Consider the following 23,322-nt stretch of genomic DNA (forward strand, 5'->3'; position numbering starts at 1 on the left):
TAAGTCAGCTTGTGATTATTTTTTGTGCATTCATAGAATTTGCACCGTCTGATGAGCGTCCTTTTTCAGCGTGAATGATTCACAGGGTGTATGCTTACAAGCAACCAAAGGGAGACAGACGGGCCTATGGATCTCAATACACTCATCTCACAATATGGTTATGCTGCGCTGGTGCTCGGAAGTCTGGCGGAAGGTGAAACCGTGACGTTGCTGGGAGGCGTTGCGGCACATCAGGGGTTATTAAAGTTCCCGCTGGTGGTACTTTCTGTGGCGCTTGGCGGCATGATTGGCGACCAGGTGCTTTATCTGTGCGGGCGGCGCTTTGGCGGCAAGCTATTACGCCGTTTCTCGAAACATCAGGATAAAATTGAGCGGGCGCAGAAACTTATCCAGCGCCATCCGTATCTGTTTGTCATTGGTACGCGTTTTATGTATGGCTTTCGGGTCATTGGCCCGACGCTGATTGGTGCCAGCCAGCTGCCGCCGAAAATCTTTCTGCCGCTGAATATTCTCGGCGCATTTGCCTGGGCGTTGATTTTTACCACTATCGGTTATGCTGGTGGTCAGGTGATTGCGCCGTGGTTGCACAATCTCGACCAGCATTTGAAGCACTGGGTCTGGTTGATTCTGGTCGTGGTTCTGGTGGTTGGCGTGCGCTGGTGGCTGAAACGGCGCGGGAAGAAAAAGCCGGATGATCAGGCGTAAAACCATTGCCTCGGATAAGGCGGTTTGCGCCGCATCCGACATCCGTCGCACCATGCCTGATGCGACGCTTGCACGTCTTATCATGCCTACCAAATATTACCCATTGAAATAACCACGCACCTCACTGTGCTATTCTGGGTTGAACTGCGGATTCGCCAGCATAAAGCCACCATCGACAATTAACGACTGCCCGGTGGTGTAATTTGCGCCTTCAGAGCATAACCACGCCACCAGGCTGGCAATCTCATGCGTTGCGCCGAAACGCCGCAGGGGAATCGAAGGCTCCGCGTCGGGCTTCACGTCGCCGTCATCCATGCCATTCATTGGTGTGGCGATAGCCCCAGGCGCGACTGCATTCACCAAAATCTTATACCTGACCAGCTCAAGCGCCATCGCTTTGGTTAGCCCACCGAGTGCATGTTTAGCAGCTGTATAGGCGCTGGCATCCGGCAGCGGCGTATGCTCATGTACCGACGTAATGTTGATGATGCGACCGCCCTGCCCTTGTTTCACCATCTGGCGGGCCGCAATTTGCGAGCATAAAAATGCACCATCAACATCAACGGTAAAAATCTTGCGCCACTCATCGAAAGCCATATCAAGAAACGGCGCTTTGGTCATTGTGCCCGCATTATTCACGAGTACATCGATGCGCCCCAGCCGTTGAATAAGTTTCTCCAGCGCCAGTGCCCCCTCTGGCAGTTTACCGAGATCGAGCTGCACCATCTCCGCACGTACGCCGTGGCTAACCACCTCACGCGCGGTATCTTTTGCCCCTTCTTCATCTGAGTGCCAGGTAATACCAATATCAAAACCCTGCTGCGCCAGTAATAACGCGCACTCTTTGCCGATCCCCGAATCGGAAGCGGTAATAATCGCGACCTGTACCATCGAGTTCTCCACTTAACGCTGAATAAACGTTAAGTATAGAAGGCGTATATCATCAGCGTTTGTACCCCCCGCCCAACGCACCAGTGAGTTGAATGGAGGCATCCAGCCACTGCCCTTGCAATAACAGGCCATTGGCCCGCTCACGCAGCGCCGGGATCCTGGCTTCGCTGACGCGGGAACCAGCAATGATACCCGCGTTAAAGCGGGCCTGCGCAAGACCTACCACACGCAAGGCATCGCGCTCAATTTGCGCCTGATGCTGGTTTTTCTCCGCCAGCGTCTGAACCTGACTGGCTGCCCGCGCCACGTCATTCACCGCTTCAACCACCGCTTTGTTGTAGCTGGCGATAGACAAGTTGCTTTCGGCTTTTGCAATATCGAGGTTGGCGTTAAGACGACCACTATCGAAAATGGGTAGCGTCAGGCCTGCCGTAACGCCCATTTGCTGCGCGGAATGACGGAACAAATCGCTTAAGTGCAACGCATCCTGTTGCAGGAAGGCCATCAGGTTGATGTCAGGGTAAAATGCCGCTTTTGCCGCATCAATGGTGCTTAACGATGACTCAACGTACCAATGCGCTGCCTGCAAATCTGCCCGCCGTGCCAGCAATGAATACCCCAGTTCATCAGGAAGCTGACTTGCCACTTTCGGCAACTCAACCGGTTTAAGCTTCAATGACTTTATCTGGTGATTTGTAAGTGCGCTTAACCGTGCCTCAATAATTTTCATTTTTCCCACGACATCGTTGAGCTGCTGCCGGGTCTTGCTGGCATTAATATCGGTTTCCACACCTTCAACTGAAGAAGTAATCCCGTTCTGATATAGCTGGCGATCGGTCGCGATAATGGTGTTCTGCTCTTTTTCGATTTGCTGCAAAACAGTGTTTAACGCTGCCTGGGTTTGCCACTCCCAGTAAAGGCGGGCAACGCTGCCAGCCAGCAATTGGCGGGTTTGCTCGCGTTCCGCCGCTCGTGCTTTAACCGTACCCAGGCGAGCAGTTACCTCCGCCCGATTCTTTCCCCAGATATCGAGATGCCAGCCCGCCGTTAAGCCAAAAGTACCGTTGGTGTACCACGGACCGGTCGTACCTGCGGCAGGATCGTTCAGAGCAAACGGCCCCATTAGCCCTTCTGCCGACATTTTTTGCCGCTCCATATCCGCAGAAAAATCGATCTGAGGGCCATCCTGAGTGGCAACTGCCTTCGCCTGGGCTTCAGCCAGCTGAATGCGCTGTTCAGCCACCTGCATATCCGGTGCGTTCTGCAGTGCATAGTTAATTAATGAAGTGAGTTGATTATCGTGATACTCCAGCCACCATTGGCTGTCTGGCCAACCATTTTTCAGCGCCGTAGGTAATGCGGTGTCAACTTGCGCAGCGGGTGTTTGCTGGCTTAACGCCTGGCGGGTTTCATGCATAGGCGCACACCCGGCCAGCATCAGTAACAGAGGAAAACAGGCGATGGCTGGGTAAAAGGAATCACGATTCATGGAGGAATAGTCAGGTAAGAAAAGGTGCGCGGAGATTACCGTGTGATGCAATATATTTTTTAGTTTCGCGTGGCAATACATCAGTGGCAATAAAACGACATATTCAGAAAAATATACAGTAAGTGAATGATATTCTCCGATTTATCTTAATCACTTATGAGTAACGGCAAAGGGCTTCGTTTTTTCCTATACTTATTCGACACTCACAAATAAAGGAACGCCAATGAAAATTATACTCTGGGCTGTATTGATTATTTTCCTGATTGGACTACTGGTGGTGACTGGCGTATTTAAGATGATATTTTAAAATTAATTAACGTCATCAGATCCGAAAATAACGAGAATATTTCAGTCTCTCATCCTGTTGCGCTCCTGTCATGTGCATTGCTTCATATAATCACTAGCGCAAGGAGCGCGCAGGGGGCGACCAGTCGCCGCCGCCCCCTGCACCCCCGGGCTCTGGCGAACAAAATCGCCGCTGCGCGGTGCCCTCGGCTTATCCCTTACGGCTACCGGGTCGGGCGCGAGGTAACATCCCTGTAAAACGCGCCCTCAGCCCACATCCATGTGGGCTGCCCCGGCCTTCAGGGAACGCCTCGGCGATTTTGACGCCACCAAACAACCGTGCGGCCTATTGATAAAGAGCTAACACATTGTCAAAAAACATCACTATGGTTTCTTAGAGTTTCTCGATATCAATGGTCTGAATAGCCCTTGCAATATCAAGGGAATTATTCAACACCCGAACATGCTGAAATAATTCCGTTGCTTCATCGTATTCTTTACGCAAATAACTCAACCACTGTTTAATCCGCGCAACGTGATATAACCCAGTATCGCCCTGCTTTTCCAGACGGGTATATTTTTGTAGCAAAGCAACCACCTCCGGCCACGGCATTCGCGGTTCGTTATATTTTACCACTCGGCTCAGATTGGGAATATTGAACGCTCCGCGACCAATCATCACCGCGTCACAGCCGCTGATCGCCATACACTGTTGCGCGCTCTGCCAGTCCCAGATTTCACCGTTGGCAATCACCGGAATATTCAGCCGTTGGCGAATCTCGCCAATCGCCTGCCAGTCAATATGCTCCGCGCGGTACCCCTGCTCTTTTGTCCGCCCATGCACCACCAACTCCGTAGCGCCAGCCTGTTGAACCGCATCGGCGATTTCAAATTTCTTCTCACCGCTGTCCCAGCCCAGACGCACTTTCACACTGACGGGCAAATGCGCCGGTACAACTTCACGCATCGCTTTTGCACCCTGGTAGATGAGTTCAGGATCTTTGAGTAGTGTCGCCCCGCCGCCGCTACCGTTAACCGTTTTCGACGGACAGCCGCAATTAAGATCCACACCCCAGGAACCTAACTCCACCGCACGGGCGGCGTTCTCTGCCAGCCATTGTGGGAACTGCCCCAGCAATTGCACGCGCACCAGCGTACCGGATGGCGTTCGGCTGGCGTTTTGTAGCTCCGGGCAAATGCGATGAAAAACTTTTACCGGCAGCAGTTGATCCACCACGCGGACAAACTCGGTGATGCACAGATCGTAGTCGTTAACTTCGGTCAGCAATTCACGCACCAGAGAGTCGAGTACACCCTCCATCGGTGCCAGTAACACACGCATATCATCACCCGCAAAAAAATGAGGCGCTATGTTAGCGCCTCTGGTGTTTGCAGACAAACTGACTTACTGATTAATTCGGGCAAGATTTTTCCCCTCACCCTAACCCTCTCCCCAAAGGGGCGAGGGGACCGTCCGTGCACCTGATTGGGTAAGAAGTACTCAGCGTGGTTGCAGACAGTTATCTTCTTTCCAGCCGTACAGCCACTCCATGCCGCGATAAAACTCTGCCTGCGATTTCCCTTTCCACAGCAGATTACGTACCTGACGTTCTACCCCTGCGGCGTGATAAACCCGCCCCATTTCACGGGTCGACCAGACGATGCGCGCGGTACGCGGAATACGTACCGACTCATACAGCGCAAAAGCTTGCGCCGCATCACCCTCACACTGCGCCAGCGCCTTACCCAGCGTTACTGCATCTTCCAGCGCCATACAGGCACCTTGTGCCATATATTGCGCCACCGGATGAGCCGCATCGCCCACAAGCGTTATGCGCTTCGTTCCCCACTTCGCCACCGGTTCACGGTCAGCGGTTGACCAGCGTCGCCATGAAGTCGGTTTATCCAGCATCTGGCGCGGACGGGGGTGAATCCCTTCAAAGTAAGAGAGCACTTCCTCTTTACTGCCATCCTTCACGCCCCACTCTTCCTGGTGGCGACTGTGGAATGTCACCACCAGGTTATACTGCTTGCCGCCGCGCAAAGGATAATGCACCAGGTGACAGTGCGGACCCGCCCACAATACCGGCGCATTAATACGTAAATCTTCCGGCATATCCGCACAATCGATAACCGCACGGTAGACCACATGACCGGTGACGCGCGGCGCATCGCCTAATAAGCTCTGGCGCACCACTGACTTCACGCCATCACAGCCAATCAAAATATCGCCGCTCCAGCTATTACCTCGATCGTCGAAAACGGTGACATCGTCCGGCGTCTCGCGAATATCAACGACGTTTGTGGAGGTGTGATACTCCACGTCCGGATGCGTCAGTACCGCTTCCCATACCGAGGCATGAATATCAACGCGATGGATCACCGCGTAAGGGCCGCCGAAATGGTCACGAAAGGCCTGCCCGGTTTCAATACGCACCACTTCTTCGGCGTTCACCGCATCCATCATGGTGATGTGATCGGTAAACACCGCGCGCTGGCGGGCGATTTCGCCAACACCAAGACTATCCAACGCCGAAAACGCGTTTGGCCCCAACTGGATGCCTGCGCCGATCTCACCGATCTCATGCGCCTTTTCCAGCAGCACCACTTTGATCCCCTGGCGGGCCAGTGACAGCGCAGTTGCCGCACCGCCGATCCCGCCTCCCACAATTACTGCGCGTGTCACTTTAGTCATTATGGTTCTCCTGGTCAGGCTGAAATTTTATCTTGTTGATTTTCTGGCGCTGCGGCAATGAACGCTGGCAGTTGTGTGCAGGCGTCGTACACCGCTTTGCAGCGCGGATATCCACTCAGATCGCAGTTCATACGTAGCGCGTTCGCCCACTGCGGAACAAGGCAGCAGTCTGCCAGCGTCGGCGTCTCACCCACACAAAATTGCCCCGACTGGCTCTGGCGCAGTAGCTGTTCCACCGCGCTTAACCCTTGCTGGATCCAGTGCGCATACCAGCGTTTTTTCTCTTCTTCACTGACGTTCAGCTCTTCGGTCAGGTAGCGCAGCACGCGCAGGTTATTCAATGGATGAATATCACAAGCGATGGCATAGACAATTTCCAGCACCTTGTTGCGGGCCGGTTCTTCCTGCGGCACCAGCGGAACTTGCGGGTAGTGACGATCCAGCCAGTCAATAATCGCCAGCGACTGACCGAGTGACTCGCCCTCGTCAGTCAGCAGCGTCGGCACCAGCCCGACAGGATTCATCCGCCGATAGGCCAGTTCATTTTGCTGACCAATACGGATATTCACCCCTTCGGTCTGGTAATTAATGCCTTTCAGCGCCAGCGCAATGCGTACCCGGTACGATGCTGAACTATTAAAAAAACTGTACAGCTTCATCATGCACCTCAGACAATCTTCACCGCGATAGGGGTTAAGCCCTCGACGTTGCCCGTGATCACATCACCTTTCACTACCGGGCCCACCCCTTCTGGCGTACCAGTGAAGATCAGATCGCCCGGTTGCAGTTCAAAGAAGCCTGACAGGTAGCTGATGGTTTCATTCACTGACCAGATGAGATGACGAATATCGCTGCGCTGGTGATCTTCACCGTTTACCTGTAACCAGATTGGTGCGTTATCAATACCGCCGGTTTCGCTGGCTTTGTGCAGCGGTGCGATGGGGGCCGAGAGATCAAATGCTTTGCCGATTTCCCACGGGCGGCCCATCTGACGCATTTCCATTTGACGGTCCCGGCGCGTCATATCAAGGCCTGTGGCATAACCCCAGACATATTCATGGGCCTTTTCCAGTGGGATATCGCTGCCCTTTTTACCAATCGCCACCACCAGTTCAATTTCGTAATGATAGTTATCGGTCTGCGCCGGATACGGCAGCGCCAGCGTTTCGCCAGCGGCGACCGGAACAACGGCATCTGCTGGTTTGCAGAAGAAGAAGGGGGGTTCACGATCCGGATCAAAGCCCATTTCGCGGGCGTGGGCGGCATAGTTACGCCCGACGCAGTAAACGCGGCGCACGGGGAATTGTTCATCACCGCCAACAACCGGTACGGTAACGGGCGCTTGTGGTTCGAATACATATTGAGTCATTTTCTCTCTCCCAAATTAATAACGCGCTTCGCGGAACAGCCCCAGGGCTTCTTGTACCGGTCTGTCCGAAAAACTGAATAAAACGGTATCTTGCGTGGTCTGGAACGACACGCCGTGCCAGGTCGGCACCACAAAGAGATCTTTTGCACTAAAGCTGAAGGTTTCATTGCCGATAGTGACCTGCCCGTCGCCTTCCACCACGTGATAGATGGTGCTGTCAGTAGTACGCGCCACGCGTGAGGCGAACCCTTTCGGCAGCAGTTGCAGGAAAGCGCCCATCGACGGCATCGGATAGCCGCCGGTGACCGGGTTGACGTAGCGCATTTTGTAGCCATCCCACTCATCGGCATCGCCCAGGCGGGTTAAATCGTGCAGCACTTCGCGGCTACGGTCATAACGGTAGTTAAAGATGGGTGAGGAGTTCCCGGTCTGATGGCGCAGCGGCAACATATTGGCAGCGTAACGTGGCAGATAATCGCCCTCTTTACGCGTTACCGGTTGTTGCTCTTCCGGGTAATCTTCGGCAAAACCGCAGCCCAGAGTGTTCACTAATGGCAGATCCAGCCCATCGAGCCAGATAACCGGTTCGTCGCCAGGGTTACCGTGATCGTGCCAGCGCCATTGTGGGGTCAGGATAAAATCGCCCTCATTCATTGGCGTGCGTTCGCCATCAACGGCGGTAAATGCCCCTTTGCCTTCAACAATAAAACGCAGCGCCGATTGGTTATGACGATGACTCGGTGCCACTTCGCCCGGCATGATCAGTTGCAAACCAGCATACAAAGTCGCGGTGATGGAAGACTGCCCGCGCAGCGCCGGGTTTTCCAGTACCAGCACACGACGCACAGCTTCTTTCGCGCCAATCAGGCTGCCGCTCTCCAGCAGCAGCGGGCGGATCTCCTGATAATTCCAGTACGCTGGCGCACAGTTGGCGTTGGGCGTTTTCGGCACCAGGTGGTGCAGTGACTCCCACAGCGGGGTCAGGTTTTGCCCGGAAATATGCTGATAAAATTGCTCGCGGCTTTTTTGATTGTTATCAGTCATTAGGATGCTCCTTATTCGTTCACAATGCCTGCGCGAGGCAGTGAGTCAGGGACAGAGGTCGACTGGCGAACCACGGTGATCAGCAGGCTTAACATCACCGCACTGATCGCCGCGGGCACAGCGATAATGAAAAACAGGGTGTCGAAAGAGAAATTCATCGCCATCATCAGGCCGCCAGAAAGCGAGCCGACAATCGCGCCGCAGCGGCCTACGGCGTTTGACCAGCTCACGCCCGTGGCGCGGCTTTGCGTTGGGTAGAGCGTTGCGGTCAACGCGTTCAACCCCACCTGAGATCCGCTAATGCCAATGCCGGTGCCGAAAATCGCCAGCGCCATCAGCCATAATCCATCCTGGCTTAAGCCAATCATCACGATGCATACAGCGCCTACGGCATAGCTCAGCGCCAGCACGCGGAAAGGATTGAACTTATCCATCAGCACGCCCAGCGCCAGCGCGCCTAACGTACCACCAATCTGGAACGCGGCGGTGACCCAGGACGCGTGTTGCAGGTCGATGCCGCGATGGTTCAGTAGCGTCGGCATCCAGCTTGAGAGCAGGTAAATAATCAGCAGGCTCATAAAGAACACTACCCACAACATCAACGTGATGGGTAACTGACGTCCCATAAACAGTTGACGAATGCTGCCTTTTGTAACGGAGGCTGATTCAATGAGATAAAAGTGGGTATCGACATAACGCTCGCGGGTGATGGCGCTGACGGTTTTCGCAATCACCGCCTGCGGTAGCTGGCGGCGCACCTGCCAGCGTGGCGATTCCGGCAGAACTACCAGCAGTGCGACAAACAGCATCAGCGGTAACACGCCACCCAACACCAGAATGCCGTGCCAGCCAATCACCGGCACCAGCTGTGCGCTGACAATCCCGCCAAACGCCGAACCCAGCGTAAAGCCGCAAAACATCAGCGTCACCAGCGCGCCTCGGCGGCGGGCAGGCAGATATTCCGAGGTCATGGTGATGGTGTTCGGCATCGCGCCGCCCAGACCCAGGCCGGTGAGAAAGCGCAGGAAGACCAGCGTTTGCAGATCCGGTGAGAAAGCCGAGGCGAGGCTTAACGCGCCAAACAAAAAGACGCACAGCTCAATCACCCGCTTGCGACCAAAGCGATCGGACAACGGGCCACAAAGCAGTGCGCCTGCGGTTAATCCCAGCAGACCCGCGCCAAAAAGCGGGGCGAGATCGCCTGCGGTGAGTTGCCAGTGAGTGCGAATATCAGGGGCGATAAATCCGATAGCCGCGGTGTCAAAACCATCGAGCATTACCACCAGAAAACAGCAGATGATAACGCGCCACTGCATCTTGCCGACCGGAGCAGCATCGATCAGTGCTTGTAAATCACGTCGTTGAGTCATAGTAAATGCCTCAGTGCAGGTAAGGTAGATGTTTCTTTTGTTTTATGTATGTTGCGATAATGTAATTAAAGAGATGAGATGTACAATGGCATTTCGGACAGAGAGATAACCTGGAGGTTATGGCAAATGGCGAACTGGGCGCAAAAACTAAAACTACATCACCTGCAAATGCTGGTGGCGCTGGGTGAACAGGGCAATCTGACCCATGTCGCGCGGATGATGAATATCACCCAGCCTGCGCTGTCGAAATGGTTGTCACAACTCGAAGATGAGATCGAACTCACACTTTTTGAGCGGCACAGCAAAGGACTTCGTCCTACTGAAGGCGGCAAATTGTTATTGCAACATGCCCAACGGTTAATCAATGACATGGAAAGATCGCAATATGAACTGGCTCGCTTTAAACAAGGTGGACTGGTCGGCAGTCTGAAAATTGGCTGTTCTCCCGTCGCCACTGACTGCGTATCCCAGGCGATTTTGCATTTGCTCAAGGAGATGCCAACTCTACACCTGAATATCGAAGAGAAGGTGATGACCCCATTGCTGCAAGATCTGTTGGCAGGTTCTATCGATGTGGTGGTTGGGCGAATTGGCGGTCGCGCGTTGCAGCTGCCGCTGAATTATCGCGTGCTCTACACCGAGCCGGTATGCTTTGTCGCCCGTCCTGAGCATCCACTGGCGAAATACGCCACCCTCAGCTGGAATGATCTTGCTAACTGGCGGTGGATAGTCTGGCCGACAGGTACCCCCATCCGCATCAGCATTGATAATGCGCTGGTAGACCACGGCGTGATGCTGCCAGAAAACACGATTGAGTCGGCGTCGATGAACGTCAGTACCAACCTGTTACAAAGCAGCAATATGATCTCTATTTTGTCATTACGCCTGGCGCAACGTTATGCCAGCCAGGGGCAACTGGTGATCCTCAACCTGCCAAAGATTGAACAGAAAGGCAGCGTCGGTGTGTTTTGGCGTAATAACGAAACGCCTTCTTATGCTTTAAGTCAGTTTCTGCACTTTTTACAGCAGAATTAGTGTGCTGAACTGGGCACTCGCCCGATGTTACTTCCCTGTAATTCAACTATGCTGAGAATTCTTAATGTGATCGGTAGCACGTTTTACGAATTAATTGTATGATGAATCCATCTCATCTGGGGTGTTGATTATGAGTAAGACACTGAACATTATCTGGCAATATTTACGCGCTTTTATCCTGATTTATGCCTGCCTGTATGCAGGCATTTTCATTGCTTCCCTGCTACCGGTAACCATTCCGGGCAGCATCATCGGGATGCTGATCTTGTTTGTCCTGCTGGCCTTGCAAATTCTTCCTGCAAAGTGGGTCAATCCGGGATGCTACGTACTGATTCGCTATATGGCGCTATTGTTTGTGCCGATTGGCGTAGGCGTCATGCAATATTTTGATTTGCTCCGCGCACAGTTTGGTCCGGTAGTGGTTTCCTGTGCAGTCAGTACGCTGGTGGTTTTTCTGGTGGTGAGCTGGAGTTCGCAACTGGTGCACGGTGAACGTAAAGTCGTAGGTCAGAAAGGATCAGAAGAATGATGGCAAATATCTGGTGGTCATTGCCGCTAACGTTAATTGTCTTTTTTGCCGCCCGCAAACTGGCGGCGCGGTATAAGTTTCCCTTGCTTAACCCATTGCTGGTTGCAATGGTGGTGATCATTCCTTTTTTAATGCTGACCGGCATCTCTTACGACAGCTACTTTAAAGGTAGCGAAGTGCTAAACGATCTGCTGCAACCGGCGGTTGTCGCACTGGCCTATCCTTTATATGAGCAGCTGCACCAGATCCGCGCGCGCTGGAAATCGATCATCACCATCTGTTTTATCGGCAGCGTGGTTGCGATGGTGACGGGGACTTCCGTGGCATTGTTGATGGGCGCTTCACCGGAAATCGCCGCGTCAATCCTGCCGAAATCAGTCACCACGCCTATTGCAATGGCGGTTGGCGGCAGTATTGGTGGTATTCCGGCAATCAGCGCAGTTTGCGTGATTTTCGTCGGTATTCTGGGCGCAGTGTTTGGTCATACGTTACTTAATGCGATGCGTATTCGCACCAAAGCAGCGCGCGGTCTGGCGATGGGGACAGCCTCGCACGCCCTCGGTACGGCACGCTGTGCTGAGCTGGATTATCAGGAAGGTGCATTTAGTTCGCTGGCGCTGGTGTTATGCGGGATTATTACTTCGCTGATCGCACCGTTCCTTTTCCCGATTATTCTGGCAGTAATGGGCTAAAATTTGCGATGCGTCGCGCATTTTTGATGTAAGTTTCATTCGTTGCACAATTAATGAGATTCAGATCACATATAAAGCCATAACGGGTTCGTAAACTGTTATCCCATTACATGATTATGAGGCAACGCCATGCATCCACGTTTTCAAACCGCTTTTGCCCAACTTGCGGATAACTTGCAATCTGCACTGGAACCTATTCTGGCAGACAAGTACTTCCCCGCTTTGTTGACCGGGGAGCAAGTCTCATCGCTGAAGAGCGCAACGGGGCTGGACGAAGACGCGCTGGCATTCGCACTACTCCCGCTGGCGGCGGCCTGTGCGCGTACGCCATTGTCGAATTTTAATGTTGGCGCAATTGCGCGCGGTGTGAGCGGAACCTGGTATTTCGGTGCCAATATGGAATTTATTGGTGCGACAATGCAGCAAACCGTTCATGCCGAACAAAGCGCGATCAGCCACGCCTGGTTGAGTGGTGAAAAAGCGCTCGCAGCCATCACCGTTAACTACACGCCTTGTGGTCACTGCCGTCAGTTTATGAATGAACTGAACAGCGGTCTGGATCTGCGTATTCATCTGCCGGGCCGCGAGGCACACGCGCTGCGTGACTATCTGCCGGATGCCTTTGGGCCGAAGGATCTGGAGATTAAAACGCTGCTGATGGACGAGCAGGATCACGGCTATGCGCTGACTGGTGATGCGCTTTCTCAGGCGGCGATTGCAGCGGCAAATCGTTCACACATGCCTTACAGTAAGTCGCCAAGCGGTGTCGCGCTGGAATGTAAAGACGGTCGTATTTTCAGCGGCAGCTACGCTGAAAACGCCGCATTTAACCCGACTCTACCACCGTTGCAGGGGGCGTTAATTTTGTTGAATCTCAAGGGTTATGATTACCCGGATATCCAGCGCGCGGTTCTGGCAGAAAAAGCCGATGCGCCGTTGATTCAGTGGGATGCAACCTCCGCAACGCTGAAAGCTCTCGGTTGTCACAATATCGACCGCGTGCATCTCGCTTAAGACTGGTGCCGGATGTGGCGTGAACGCCTTATCCGGCCGCCTTCAGGTCTGACACACTGATAAACGTCGCATCATACTTGCCTGCTCTCTCCCGGTGTCGAAAATCCCGGCAAACAGTTTGCCGTTTCTTGCGCAAAACCAGCGGGTAAAGTAGCCTGATGGAAATTTTCCTTAGATCGAGTCTCCTGCATGTTAAAGCGCGTGTTCTACAGCCTGTTAGTCCTGATCGGCTTGCTGCTGTTGACTGTGCTCGGCCTCGATCGCTGGATGAGCTGGAAAACCGCGCCTTATATCTACGACGAATTGCAGGATCTCCCCTACCGCCAGGTCGGCGTGGTGCTCGGCACAGCAAAATATTATCGTACTGGCGTAATTAATCAGTATTATCGCTACCGTATTCAAGGAGCGATTAATGCCTATAACAGCGGCAAGGTAAATTATCTATTACTGAGCGGCGATAATGCTTTGCAAAGTTATAATGAGCCAAAGACCATGCGCAAAGATTTAATCGCCGCAGGTGTCGACCCATCAGATATTGTCCTCGATTACGCAGGTTTTCGTACGCTGGATTCCATCGTGCGTACACGCAAAGTTTTTGATACTAATGATTTCATTATTATCACCCAACGTTTCCACTGTGAGCGGGCATTATTTATAGCGCTACATATGGGGATTCAGGCCCAGTGTTATGCCGTACCGTCGCCGAAAGATATGCTGTCAGTACGTATTCGCGAATTTGCCGCCCGTTTCGGTGCGCTGGCCGACCTTTATATTTTTAAACGTGAACCACGTTTTTTAGGGCCGCTTGTGCCTATTCCGGCTATGCACCAGGTGCCGGAAGATGCACAGGGGTATCCCGCCGTCACGCCCGAACAGTTACTTGAATTACAGAAGAAACAAGGAAAGTAGTTATGGATGTACAGCAGTTTTTTGTGGTTGCCGTTTTTTTCCTTATCCCGATATTTTGTTTTCGCGAAGCATGGAAAGGCTGGCGTGCAGGCGCGATTGATAAACGGGTTAAAAATGCAGCGGAACCGGTGTATGTCTGGCGAGCAAAAAATCCCGGACTTTTCTTTGCTTATATAGTGGCATATAGTGGCTTCGGAATTTTATCTATTGGTATGATTATTTATCTTATTTTCTATCGTTAATATTGTCCCTCCCCTGTTAATTATTGAGAATAATTATTACTTCAGTCAATAAGCTGCGGATATAACATTCTGAACCGCAGCTATTTGTGAATGCTTTCACAGTTTAAATTTCCCCACACGCTTAGCCTTAATATCAGCAAGCAATATTTATGCTCTAAATAATTCGAGTTGCAGGAAGGCGACAAGTGACTGGGGTGAGCTAACGCAGACGCAGCACATGCAACTTGAAGTATGACGAGTATATTTAGCGTTCGCCTTAATTACTCATAGCATTAAGGAAGATCACATGCCGCAACAAAATTATCTGGATGAACTCACTCCGGCTTTTACGCCTTTACTGGCGATTAAAGAAGCCTCTCGCTGTTTATTATGTCACGACGCGCCCTGTAGTCAGGCTTGCCCGGCACAAACCGATCCGGGGAAATTTATACGCTCAATCTACTTTCGTAATTTTAAAGGCGCTGCCGAGACAATTCGCGAAAATAATGCCCTCGGTGCCGTTTGTGCCAGAGTGTGCCCGACGGAGAAATTATGTCAAAGCGGTTGTACCCGTGCCGGTGTTGATGATCCCATTGATATCGGTCGCTTACAGCGTTTTATCACTGATTTTGAACAACAAACCGGGATGGAAATTTATCAGCCTGGTACTAAAACGCTCGGCAAAGTCGCCATTATTGGCGCAGGTCCTGCTGGATTGCAGGCCAGCGTGACGCTGACAAATATGGGGTACGACGTCACTATTTATGAAAAAGAAGCGCAACCCGGTGGCTGGCTGTGTAACGGTATTCCGCAATTTCGTTTGCCGCAAACCGTGCTGGATGCAGAGATCGCCCGTATCGAAAAAATGGGGGTGACCATTAAGTGCAATAACGAAATCGGTAAAGTACTCACCCTGGAGCAACTGAAAGCGGAAAACCGCGCAGTACTTGTCACCGTAGGGTTGTCGGGCGGTTCCGGGCTACCGCTGTTTGAGCATAGCGACGTTGAGATTGCCGTCGACTTCTTGCAACGTGCACGGCAGGCGCAGGGCGATATCAGCATTCCACAAAGCGCATTAATTATCGGCGGCGGTGATGTCGCGATGGACGTTGCCAGCACGCTGAAAGTTCTCGGCTGTCAGGCGGTAACCTGCGTAGCACGTGAAGAGTTAGATGAGTTTCCGGCAAGCGAAAAAGAGTTTGCCAGCGCCCGGGAGTTGGGCGTTTCGATCATCGATGGATTCACACCAGTGGCCGTGGAAGGCAATAAAGTCACGTTTAAGCATGTACGCTTACCGGGCGAACTGACGATGGCGGCAGATAAAATTATTCTCGCCGTCGGTCAGCATGCCAGACTGGATGCCTTTGCGGAGTTAGAGCCGCAGCGTAACACCATCAAAACACAAAATTACCAGACCCGCGACCCGCAAGTCTTTGCTGCTGGCGATATTGTTGAGGGTGACAAAACCGTGGTTTATGCCGTGAAAACCGGGAAAGAAGCCGCCGAGGCGATTCATCACTATTTAGAGGGAGCTTGCTCATGTTAACGAAAGATCTTTCGATTACCTTTTGCGGCGTGAAGTTTCCCAACCCGTTCTGCCTCTCTTCTTCGCCGGTAGGCAACTGCTATGAGATGTGCGCCAAAGCCTACGACACGGGCTGGGGTGGCGTGGTATTTAAAACGATCGGCTTTTTTATCGCCAACGAAGTCTCACCACGTTTTGATCATCTGGTGAAAGAAGATACCGGTTTTATCGGCTTCAAAAATATGGAGCAGATTGCCGAACATCCTCTGGAGGAGAATCTGGCCGCCCTGCGTCGGCTGAAAGAAGATTATCCGGACAAAGTATTGATAGCTTCGATCATGGGCGAAAATGAACAGCAGTGGGAGGATCTGGCGCGGCTAGTGCAAGAAGCTGGCGCCGATATGATCGAGTGTAACTTCTCCTGTCCGCAAATGACTTCTCATGCGATGGGTAGTGATGTCGGGCAAAGCCCGGAACTGGTAGAAAAATATTGTCGGGCGGTGAAACGCGGTTCTAAGCTGCCGATGCTGGCGAAGATGACGCCAAATATCGGTGATATGTGCGAAGTGGCGCTAGCGGCAAAACGCGGCGGCGCAGATGGCATTGCGGCGATTAACACCGTTAAATCCATTACCAATATCGATCTTAATCAGAAAATTGGTATGCCGATCGTTAACGGTAAATCGAGTATTTCCGGATATTCCGGTAAAGCGGTAAAACCGATCGCCCTACGCTTTATTCAGCAAATGCGCACCCATCCAGAGCTGCGCGATTTCCCGATCAGCGGTATCGGCGGTATTGAAACCTGGGAAGATGCTGCGGAGTTTTTATTGCTCGGCGCAGCAACGTTACAGGTGACCACCGGCATTATGCAGTACGGGTATCGGATAGTGGAAGATATGGCGAGCGGGTTATCGCATTATCTCGCCGATCAGGGATTTGATTCGTTGCAGGAGATGGTAGGTCTGGCGAATCACAATATTGTCCCGGCGGAAGATTTAGACCGTAGCTATATCGTCTATCCCCATATCAATCTCGATAAATGTGTTGGCTGTGGACGCTGTTATATTTCCTGTTACGACGGCGGTCACCAGGCGATGGAATGGAGCGAGAAAACGCGCACACCGCATTGTAATACCGAGAAGTGCGTGGGTTGTCTGCTTTGTGGTCATGTTTGCCCGGTTGGTTGTATTGATCTCGGGGAAGTGAAGTTTAAGAAGGGAGAGAAAGAACACCCGGTAACGTTGTAAAATCAGAGACGCATCCGGCATTTGGCACCGATTGCCGGATGCGGCGCATCCGGCAATACCCACATTCACATCATTTCTTACGCGCGTATTTCAGTGAATCCAGCGCTACGGCGAAGATAATAATCGCCCCTTTGATGATGTACTGCCAGTATGGGTTTACGCCGATATACGTCAGGCCATAGTTGATGACGGTAAAGATAATTACCCCGGTCACCACACCAATCACCGTCCCTACACCACCGCTGAACGATACACCGCCCACCACACACGCTGCGATAGCATCCAGCTCATACATAAAGCCGAGGTTGTTGGTGGCAGAGCCGATACGGCCGGCTTCTAACATCCCGCCAAAGGCATAGAACACACCAGACAACGCGTAGATCATCAGCAGGTTCAGGCCAACGTTGACACCAGAAACTTTCGCCGCTTCCGGGTTACCGCCAATGGCAAAAATGTTCTTACCGAAACGGGTTTTGTTCCACAACACCCAGACGAATGCCACCGCAATCAACGCGTAGAAAGTGATGTAAGAGAGACGGAAGCTCCCCAGCGCAACAAAGCCCTGAGCAAAGGTAGAGAAACCACTGTCAAAACCAGAAATTGGCGACGCCCCGACAAAGTCGTAATAGAGCGAGTTGATGCCGTAGACGATAATCATCGTGCCGAGCGTGGTAATGAATGGCGTCACGTTGAGATAAGCGATAATCAGGCCGTTGATCAAACCGATCACCGCGCCAATGGCACAGACAATCAGAATTACCAGCGCAATCGGCATCGTCGCCATTTCCGGGAATACTTTGTTAGCGTTATCCATGGACTGCAATAACGTCGCTGCCACCACGGCTGCCAGCCCTACCTGACGTCCCGCAGAAAGGTCGGTCCCCTGGGTGACAATTAATCCTGCCACACCAAGCGCGATAATAATACGCACCGATGACTGGGTGAGAATATTACTTAAGTTCAACAGACTTAAAAAAGTTGGGTCCTGGAAAATAATAATCGCCAGCAAAACTAAAAGAACGACGTAAATACCGCCCTCTTTCAGGTAAGTAAGAAAACTTTTCTTATTTAACGCACTCATGGGAGGCCCCTAATCTTAAAGGTGCAAAGACGCAAGACGCAGAATTTCGTTTTGCGTTGTTGTTTTTGTATCGACAATTCCGGAAACGAGACCATTGCTCATGACCAGAATACGGTCTGTTATCCCTAACAACTCTGGCATTTCGGAGGAAATAATAATAATCCCCTTGCCTTTCTTCGCCAGTTCGGCAATTAACTGATAAATTTCAAACTTCGCTCCGACATCAATACCGCGCGTTGGTTCATCGAGCATTAATATTTCTGGTTGCGTAAGCAGCCAGCGCCCAATAATTACCTTTTGCTGATTACCGCCGGAGAGTGAACCAATTTGCGTACGATGTCCCGGCGTTTTTACCCGCATCGAATCAATTACCCACTGGGTATCGCTTTTCATCCGCGAGTTATCCAGCAAGCCAACTTTATTTTTGTAGTTGCGGATATTGGAAATTAACGAGTTAAAGCCAATATCCAGATAGGCATAAATTCCCGTTGAGCGGCGCTCTTCAGTTACCAGTGCAAATCCGTGGTTTATGGCTTCGTTAGCGTTATGGTTATTGATCTTTTTACCGTGCAACGTAATGGTGCCAGCCGATTTCTCGCGAATACCAAATAACGTCTCAACAATATCGGTACGTTTCGCCCCCACCAGACCGGCAATACCGAGGATCTCCCCTTTATGCAGATCAAACGAGACATCGCGAATCGACGGCTGGCGCAGCGACGTCAGATTACGCACTTCCAGAATCACTTCGCCCGGCTTGTTTTCTTTGTCAGGGAAACGCTGGTTAAGAGAGCGTCCAACCATCATGGCGATGATCTTGTCCATCGTTAGCCCTGCCAGCGGTTCGGTAGCGATCCACTGACCGTCGCGCAATACGGTGACTTCATCACATAACTGGAAGATTTCTTCCATTTTATGCGAGATATAAACAATACCGCAACCGCGCTCTTTTAATTTACGAATAATAGTGAAAAGATGATTGACCTCTTTTTCAGTTAACGAAGATGTCGGTTCATCCATAATCACAATTTTCGCGTTATAGGAAAACGCTTTGGCGATTTCGATCATCTGCATTTGCGAAACGGATAATGTGCCGACGCGCGCACGCGGATCGATATCAATATCCAGCTCATCAAAAATCGCTTTGGTTTCGCGGTACATTTTGTCCTGATCGACAAACATGCCTTTGGTGGGATATCGCCCCAGCCACATGTTGTCCATCACCGAACGTTGTAATACCAGGTTTAATTCCTGGTGTACCATCGAAATACCATTTTCCAGTGCTTCTTTGGCAGAATGAAAATCGATCTCTTTACCCTGGAACAAAATGGTGCCGGAGTCTTTTTGATAAATACCAAACAGGCATTTTAATAATGTTGATTTTCCTGCGCCGTTTTCCCCCATTAATGCATGGATAGAATGTGGCCGGACTTTTAAATTAACGTTATCAAGTGCCTTAACACCCGGAAAAGACTTGTTGATACCGCTCATTTCCAACAAGTATTCCCCGGAAGACGGAGTCGTTGAGCTGACCATATAATTTTACCTTGTTGGCCATACAATAAGGGCGCAGTAAATGACTGCGCCCAATCAGTCTTATTTCTTGCTGAATTCAGCCAGGTTGTCTTTATCTACGCCAACGTAAGGTACGCGGACCACTTTGTTGTCGATTTTCCAGTTGGTACCATCAGCCGCACCTTTGCCATCGGCCAGGTTTTTCGCCAGATCAAAAGTCGCTTTCGCCTGGTTGTTAGCGTCGTTCAATACGGTGCCCGCCAGTGCACCGGATTTCACCAGTGCCAGAGCTTCTGGCAGCGCATCGACACCAAACACTGGAATGCTGGACTTGTTGTGTGCTTTCAGTGCTTCTACTGCGCCCATTGCCATCGCATCGTTGTTGGCGATAACCACTTCGATTTTGTTGGCGTTCGGGCCAGACAGCCAGGCGTCCATCTTATCTTTCGCCTGAGCGGTATCCCACATAGCGGTATCTAACTGTAACTGTTCAGTTTTGATGCCTTTGTCGTTCAGCTCTTTAATCACGTAAGTGGTGCGTGCTTCTGCATCCGGATGGCCCGGTTCACCTTTCAGCAGTACGAATTGAATCTGACCGTCTTTGTTGAGATCCCAACCCTGGTTTGCCGCCCAATGCTTAGCAATCAAATCGCCCTGAATAATGCCGGACTCTTTGGAGTCAGTGCCAACATAGTAGGCTTTATCGTAGCTATCCAGCGCCTTACGAGACGGTTCTTTGTTAAAGAAAACCACCGGCACGTTTTGCCCACGCGCTTTCTCAATCACCGTACCCGCAGCTGCCGGGTCAACCAGGTTGATTGCCAGTGCCTTCACCCCTTTCGCCAGCAATACGTCGATCTGATCGTTCTGCTTGGACTGGTCATTCTGAGAATCATTCATCAGCAGCTGAACATCTGGCGCGGCTTTCGCATCTTGTTCGATAGCCTTGCGCACAACAGACATAAAGTTATCGTCGTACTTATAGATTGTTACACCAATACGGGTATCAGCAGCGTGTGCAGTGGCACCGAATAACATACTGGCCATTACAGCAGACAGGGTTAACACCTTCTTATTCATGGTATCTCCGGTTTTTCTTATGCAGGGTAGTGCTTGAGATAAATGCTCGGCGGGGCAGTAGAGTTAATGAAGTGTTACTGAACGCCGAAGCTCACTTTTTAAAATTCGTTCTTCCATGCCCGGTAACGCTCCAGAAAACGGCTTTAATTGTTGTTATGACGCTATTACCTCGGTGAAAGTGATGATTCACTGTTACATGCAGGTTACAGCGTTAGAACGGTGCAATCATAGCTATCGCATTGTTAATATACTGTGAAATCACTCACAGATTGAAAGCGGTTACATCGACTGATTTGTTGAGTTAGTGATCGCTGCCGCATTCTGGCGCGTTGCGACAGAATGGCGACGCACTAACGTCGGCATAAAACAGTGGCTGGCGTGAGGATCAATGTTGCCTGCTGCCCCTTGTAAGGCCAGTTCGGTAGCTAATTTTGCCATCGAAGCAATAGGATAACGCACGGTCGTTAATTGTGGGTCGGTGTAACGAGCGATGGGAATATCATCGAAACCGATGATTGAGAGATGTAACGGAATCGCAATACCATTATCTTTTAATGCCGTCAGTGCGCCAGCGGCCATATTGTCGTTGTATGCAAATACAGCGGTAAGGTGTAGATTGCGCCCCAGCAGTTCAACCATCGCCGCCTCACCGCCTGGCATGTCCGGGGTGCCAGTGCCAATCCAGCTTTCCGACGGAATAATATCCTGCTCTTTCAACGCACTCATCCAGCCTGCTTTGCGCATGGCATCATCTTCAATGCCGTGGCTGGAAGAAAGATAACCAATACGTTGATGACCATTATTGAGCAACATGCGCGTGGCCATTCGGGCACCACTGAGATTATCCAGGCAAACGCAACGATGGGCGTAACCTGGCACAACGCGGTTGATTAACACCATACCGGGAATGTTATCCATAAACTGCGCTAATTCATCATCGCTTAACGCTTTTGAATGAACAATCAACGCGTTACAACGCTGGCGAATTAACACCTCAATGGCTTGACGCTCTTTTTCCGCTTCATGATAGCTATTACCTATTAGCACATATTTCTGGTGCTGCTGGGCGACGAGATCCACCGCTTTTACCAGCGCGCCGAAAAACGCATCAGAAACGTCCATCACCACCACGCCAATGGTATCGCTAACCTGAGTTGCCAGCGCCTGGGCATTGGCGTTTGGCCGATAATCCAGCTCGCTCACTGCTTTCATTACTGCTTCACGCGTGTCGGCACTGACCAGCGTGCTGTTATTGAGCACCCGGGAAACCGTTGCCACAGAGACGCCAGCCTGACGCGCTACATCACGAATGGTGATCATATTCACTACCTGTTATGAGATTGCAGTAAATGCCTGCTTGCTGGCGGCTATTTTGTCAGCACTGAATTCAGGACTTCGTGAATCGAGTCACAGCAATGGAAACGGTTACAACCATTTTGTTAATGAATGTGATCCAGATCGTTATCTTGATGTTTTAGATAATGCAGGTCCGGCAGCACGTAAAGTTAACTGACGCCAGAGCCATTCCACCGGCCCATGACGGAAGTAACGCAGCCAGATAACAGAGAAGAGAATATTCGCCAGCCATACCGGAATAACAAACGCCAGCAATTCCAGACGGTCAAACTGCATAAACAAACCGAGGTGATAAAAAAGCGTGGTACAAATCAGCGTTTGCAATAGATAGTTGGTCAGCGCCATCCGTCCGACGCAGGCGATCGCGAGCACCAGCTTAAAGCGGCTCAATTGCGGCCAGAAACCATAAAACAGCGACGCATAGCCAACCGCCTGAAACGGCGCACTCAGTTCCCGCGGCATCTGAAGTAAGAAGGCGCACCAGCGATATGCCCAGTCCAGCCGCCATTGCAGGGCGATCGCTGGAAGGTTAATGATCACCCCAATCGCCACCAGCACAAAACCGGTACGCCGATAATGGCGCAAGCTAAACTGCCCTTTCAGCCAGCCACTGCGCATCAGCGCCGCGCCAATTAGCATCATCCCTGCCAGTTGCCAGCCATACTGTGCGCCCAGTGCCAGTAAACTGTTCCCAACTCCATCGGCACGGTTACCGATCGCTTCAACGCCGCCATGAAGCTTCCAGTATTTTTCATACAAAATAGCCGATGCATCCGGCGTCCAGGCGCGGCTGGTCTGACTGTCTGAAATCAACCCCAACAACAGCAAAACGCCAAGCCCCACCAGATAAAGCATGACGCCGGTATTAAACAGGCTTTTTACCGATGGCGCATCGCGCACCAGCCGCCAACAGATTAAGCCCACCAGCCCGTAAGCCAACAGAATATCGCCGTCCCAGAACAATAAACCGTGAATAAAGCCCAACAAGACTAACAGTGTTAACCGCGACTGGATCCAGCGTTTGCCACGGGGTAGCAACATTTGCAGGCCAGCACCAAACAGCAACGCAAAAAGCGTGAGGAATTTCACCTGACCGATGAGATCGAGTAATGCCCAGGTCCATGCATCCTGCGGCGTAATAGCGCCGTACCAGGCGGGATTGAGATAAGCCGCCTTTGGTAACCCAAAGGCGCTGATGTTTAATAGCAGGATCCCCAGAATGGCGACGCCGCGAACAAAATCGAGCGTGACGTTGCGCTCCATGGTT

Annotated in this window: 23 protein-coding genes; 10 read left to right on the plus strand and 13 right to left on the minus strand. The window is 51.5% G+C overall.

Annotated features, from left to right (window positions below; genetic code table 11):
• Positions 1-126: 126 nt before the first annotated feature.
• Positions 127-705: a DedA family protein gene (locus tag QUE34_RS12870; protein WP_001353099.1), complete on the plus strand. Its 579-nt coding sequence runs from the start codon at positions 127-129 to the stop codon at positions 703-705.
• Between the two features lie 129 nt (positions 706-834).
• On the opposite strand, the gene QUE34_RS12875 is transcribed toward QUE34_RS12870, so the two are convergent.
• Both QUE34_RS12875 and mdtQ read right to left on the minus strand, forming a co-directional pair.
• Positions 835-1,596: an SDR family oxidoreductase gene (locus QUE34_RS12875; protein WP_045145348.1), complete on the minus strand. Its 762-nt coding sequence runs from the start codon at positions 1,594-1,596 to the stop codon at positions 835-837.
• A 52-nt stretch (positions 1,597-1,648) separates the two neighbouring features.
• A complete protein-coding gene (gene mdtQ, locus QUE34_RS12880; protein WP_001078154.1) occupies positions 1,649-3,085 on the minus strand; it encodes a multidrug resistance outer membrane protein MdtQ in 1,437 nt (478 codons plus the stop codon).
• Positions 3,086-3,308: 223 nt separating this feature from the next.
• On the opposite strand from mdtQ, the gene yohP reads away from it, so the two are divergent.
• Positions 3,309-3,392 (plus strand): small membrane protein YohP, encoded by an 84-nt coding sequence (gene yohP, locus QUE34_RS12885; RefSeq protein ID WP_000691708.1) that lies wholly within the window; start codon positions 3,309-3,311, stop codon positions 3,390-3,392.
• Between the two features lie 372 nt (positions 3,393-3,764).
• Here yohP and dusC read toward each other — a convergent pair whose 3' ends face one another.
• The 6 genes from dusC to mhbT form a co-directional block, all read right to left on the minus strand.
• Positions 3,765-4,712: a tRNA dihydrouridine(16) synthase DusC gene (dusC, locus tag QUE34_RS12890; protein WP_105268403.1), complete on the minus strand. Its 948-nt coding sequence runs from the start codon at positions 4,710-4,712 to the stop codon at positions 3,765-3,767.
• Positions 4,713-4,871: 159 nt separating this feature from the next.
• Positions 4,872-6,065, minus strand: coding sequence for a 3-hydroxybenzoate 6-monooxygenase (locus QUE34_RS12895; protein ID WP_032303358.1), 1,194 nt, complete (start codon positions 6,063-6,065; stop codon positions 4,872-4,874).
• Positions 6,066-6,079: 14 nt separating this feature from the next.
• Positions 6,080-6,724: a maleylacetoacetate isomerase gene (maiA, locus tag QUE34_RS12900; protein ID WP_000781197.1), complete on the minus strand. Its 645-nt coding sequence runs from the start codon at positions 6,722-6,724 to the stop codon at positions 6,080-6,082.
• Between the two features lie 8 nt (positions 6,725-6,732).
• On the minus strand, positions 6,733-7,434 hold the full coding sequence (locus QUE34_RS12905; protein WP_032303359.1) for a fumarylacetoacetate hydrolase family protein: 702 nt from the start codon (positions 7,432-7,434) through the stop codon (positions 6,733-6,735).
• Positions 7,435-7,449: 15 nt separating this feature from the next.
• Complete coding sequence (gtdA, locus tag QUE34_RS12910) at positions 7,450-8,478, minus strand: gentisate 1,2-dioxygenase (RefSeq protein WP_032303360.1); 1,029 nt, start codon at positions 8,476-8,478, stop codon at positions 7,450-7,452.
• An 11-nt stretch (positions 8,479-8,489) separates the two neighbouring features.
• The gene (mhbT, locus tag QUE34_RS12915) at positions 8,490-9,848 is read right to left on the minus strand and encodes a 3-hydroxybenzoate transporter MhbT (protein WP_032303361.1); all 1,359 of its coding nucleotides are present in this window, start codon (positions 9,846-9,848) and stop codon (positions 8,490-8,492) included.
• A gap of 126 nt (positions 9,849-9,974) precedes the next feature.
• Here mhbT and QUE34_RS12920 point away from each other — a divergent pair, with 126 nt between their 5' ends.
• From QUE34_RS12920 to preA, 8 genes are all read left to right on the plus strand, one after another.
• Positions 9,975-10,883, plus strand: coding sequence for a LysR family transcriptional regulator (locus tag QUE34_RS12920; RefSeq protein ID WP_032303362.1), 909 nt, complete (start codon positions 9,975-9,977; stop codon positions 10,881-10,883).
• A gap of 130 nt (positions 10,884-11,013) precedes the next feature.
• Positions 11,014-11,412: a CidA/LrgA family protein gene (locus QUE34_RS12925; protein WP_001353095.1), complete on the plus strand. Its 399-nt coding sequence runs from the start codon at positions 11,014-11,016 to the stop codon at positions 11,410-11,412.
• On the plus strand, positions 11,409-12,104 hold the full coding sequence (locus QUE34_RS12930) for a CidB/LrgB family autolysis modulator (RefSeq protein WP_000968208.1): 696 nt from the start codon (positions 11,409-11,411) through the stop codon (positions 12,102-12,104). Before QUE34_RS12925 ends, QUE34_RS12930 begins: the two co-directional genes overlap by 4 nt.
• 129 nt (positions 12,105-12,233) lie before the next feature.
• Positions 12,234-13,118, plus strand: a complete 885-nt coding sequence (gene cdd / locus QUE34_RS12935; protein WP_032303363.1) for a cytidine deaminase — start codon at positions 12,234-12,236, stop codon at positions 13,116-13,118.
• 189 nt (positions 13,119-13,307) lie between these two features.
• Entirely contained in the window at positions 13,308-14,027 is a 720-nt protein-coding gene (gene sanA, locus QUE34_RS12940; RefSeq protein WP_000920073.1) for an outer membrane permeability protein SanA, read from the plus strand.
• Positions 14,028-14,029: 2 nt separating this feature from the next.
• A complete protein-coding gene (locus tag QUE34_RS12945; RefSeq protein WP_000383089.1) occupies positions 14,030-14,269 on the plus strand; it encodes a DUF2542 family protein in 240 nt (79 codons plus the stop codon).
• 286 nt (positions 14,270-14,555) lie between these two features.
• Positions 14,556-15,794, plus strand: a complete 1,239-nt coding sequence (gene preT, locus QUE34_RS12950) for an NAD-dependent dihydropyrimidine dehydrogenase subunit PreT (protein WP_001136352.1) — start codon at positions 14,556-14,558, stop codon at positions 15,792-15,794.
• Positions 15,788-17,023: an NAD-dependent dihydropyrimidine dehydrogenase subunit PreA gene (preA, locus tag QUE34_RS12955; protein ID WP_032184606.1), complete on the plus strand. Its 1,236-nt coding sequence runs from the start codon at positions 15,788-15,790 to the stop codon at positions 17,021-17,023. The genes preT and preA overlap by 7 nt, the downstream gene beginning before the upstream one ends.
• 70 nt (positions 17,024-17,093) lie before the next feature.
• Here the strand turns inward: preA and mglC are convergent, their stop codons facing one another.
• The 5 genes from mglC to yeiB all read right to left on the minus strand — a co-directional run bounded on the left by mglC (position 17,094) and on the right by yeiB (position 23,318).
• The gene (gene mglC / locus QUE34_RS12960; protein WP_001275118.1) at positions 17,094-18,104 is read right to left on the minus strand and encodes a galactose/methyl galactoside ABC transporter permease MglC; all 1,011 of its coding nucleotides are present in this window, start codon (positions 18,102-18,104) and stop codon (positions 17,094-17,096) included.
• 15 nt (positions 18,105-18,119) lie between these two features.
• On the minus strand, positions 18,120-19,640 hold the full coding sequence (gene mglA / locus QUE34_RS12965; protein WP_000255032.1) for a galactose/methyl galactoside ABC transporter ATP-binding protein MglA: 1,521 nt from the start codon (positions 19,638-19,640) through the stop codon (positions 18,120-18,122).
• Between the two features lie 60 nt (positions 19,641-19,700).
• On the minus strand, positions 19,701-20,699 hold the full coding sequence (gene mglB / locus QUE34_RS12970; protein ID WP_001036981.1) for a galactose/glucose ABC transporter substrate-binding protein MglB: 999 nt from the start codon (positions 20,697-20,699) through the stop codon (positions 19,701-19,703).
• Between the two features lie 279 nt (positions 20,700-20,978).
• Positions 20,979-22,019: an HTH-type transcriptional regulator GalS gene (gene galS / locus QUE34_RS12975; RefSeq protein WP_286338969.1), complete on the minus strand. Its 1,041-nt coding sequence runs from the start codon at positions 22,017-22,019 to the stop codon at positions 20,979-20,981.
• Positions 22,020-22,160: 141 nt separating this feature from the next.
• The gene (gene yeiB, locus QUE34_RS12980) at positions 22,161-23,318 is read right to left on the minus strand and encodes a DUF418 domain-containing protein YeiB (RefSeq protein ID WP_032184607.1); all 1,158 of its coding nucleotides are present in this window, start codon (positions 23,316-23,318) and stop codon (positions 22,161-22,163) included.
• Between the last annotated feature and the right edge of the window lie 4 nt (positions 23,319-23,322).

It is taken from the genome of Escherichia sp. KS167_9B, from assembly GCF_030295215.1.
In the GTDB taxonomy this organism is placed as follows: Bacteria; Pseudomonadota; Gammaproteobacteria; order Enterobacterales; family Enterobacteriaceae; genus Escherichia; species Escherichia coli_F.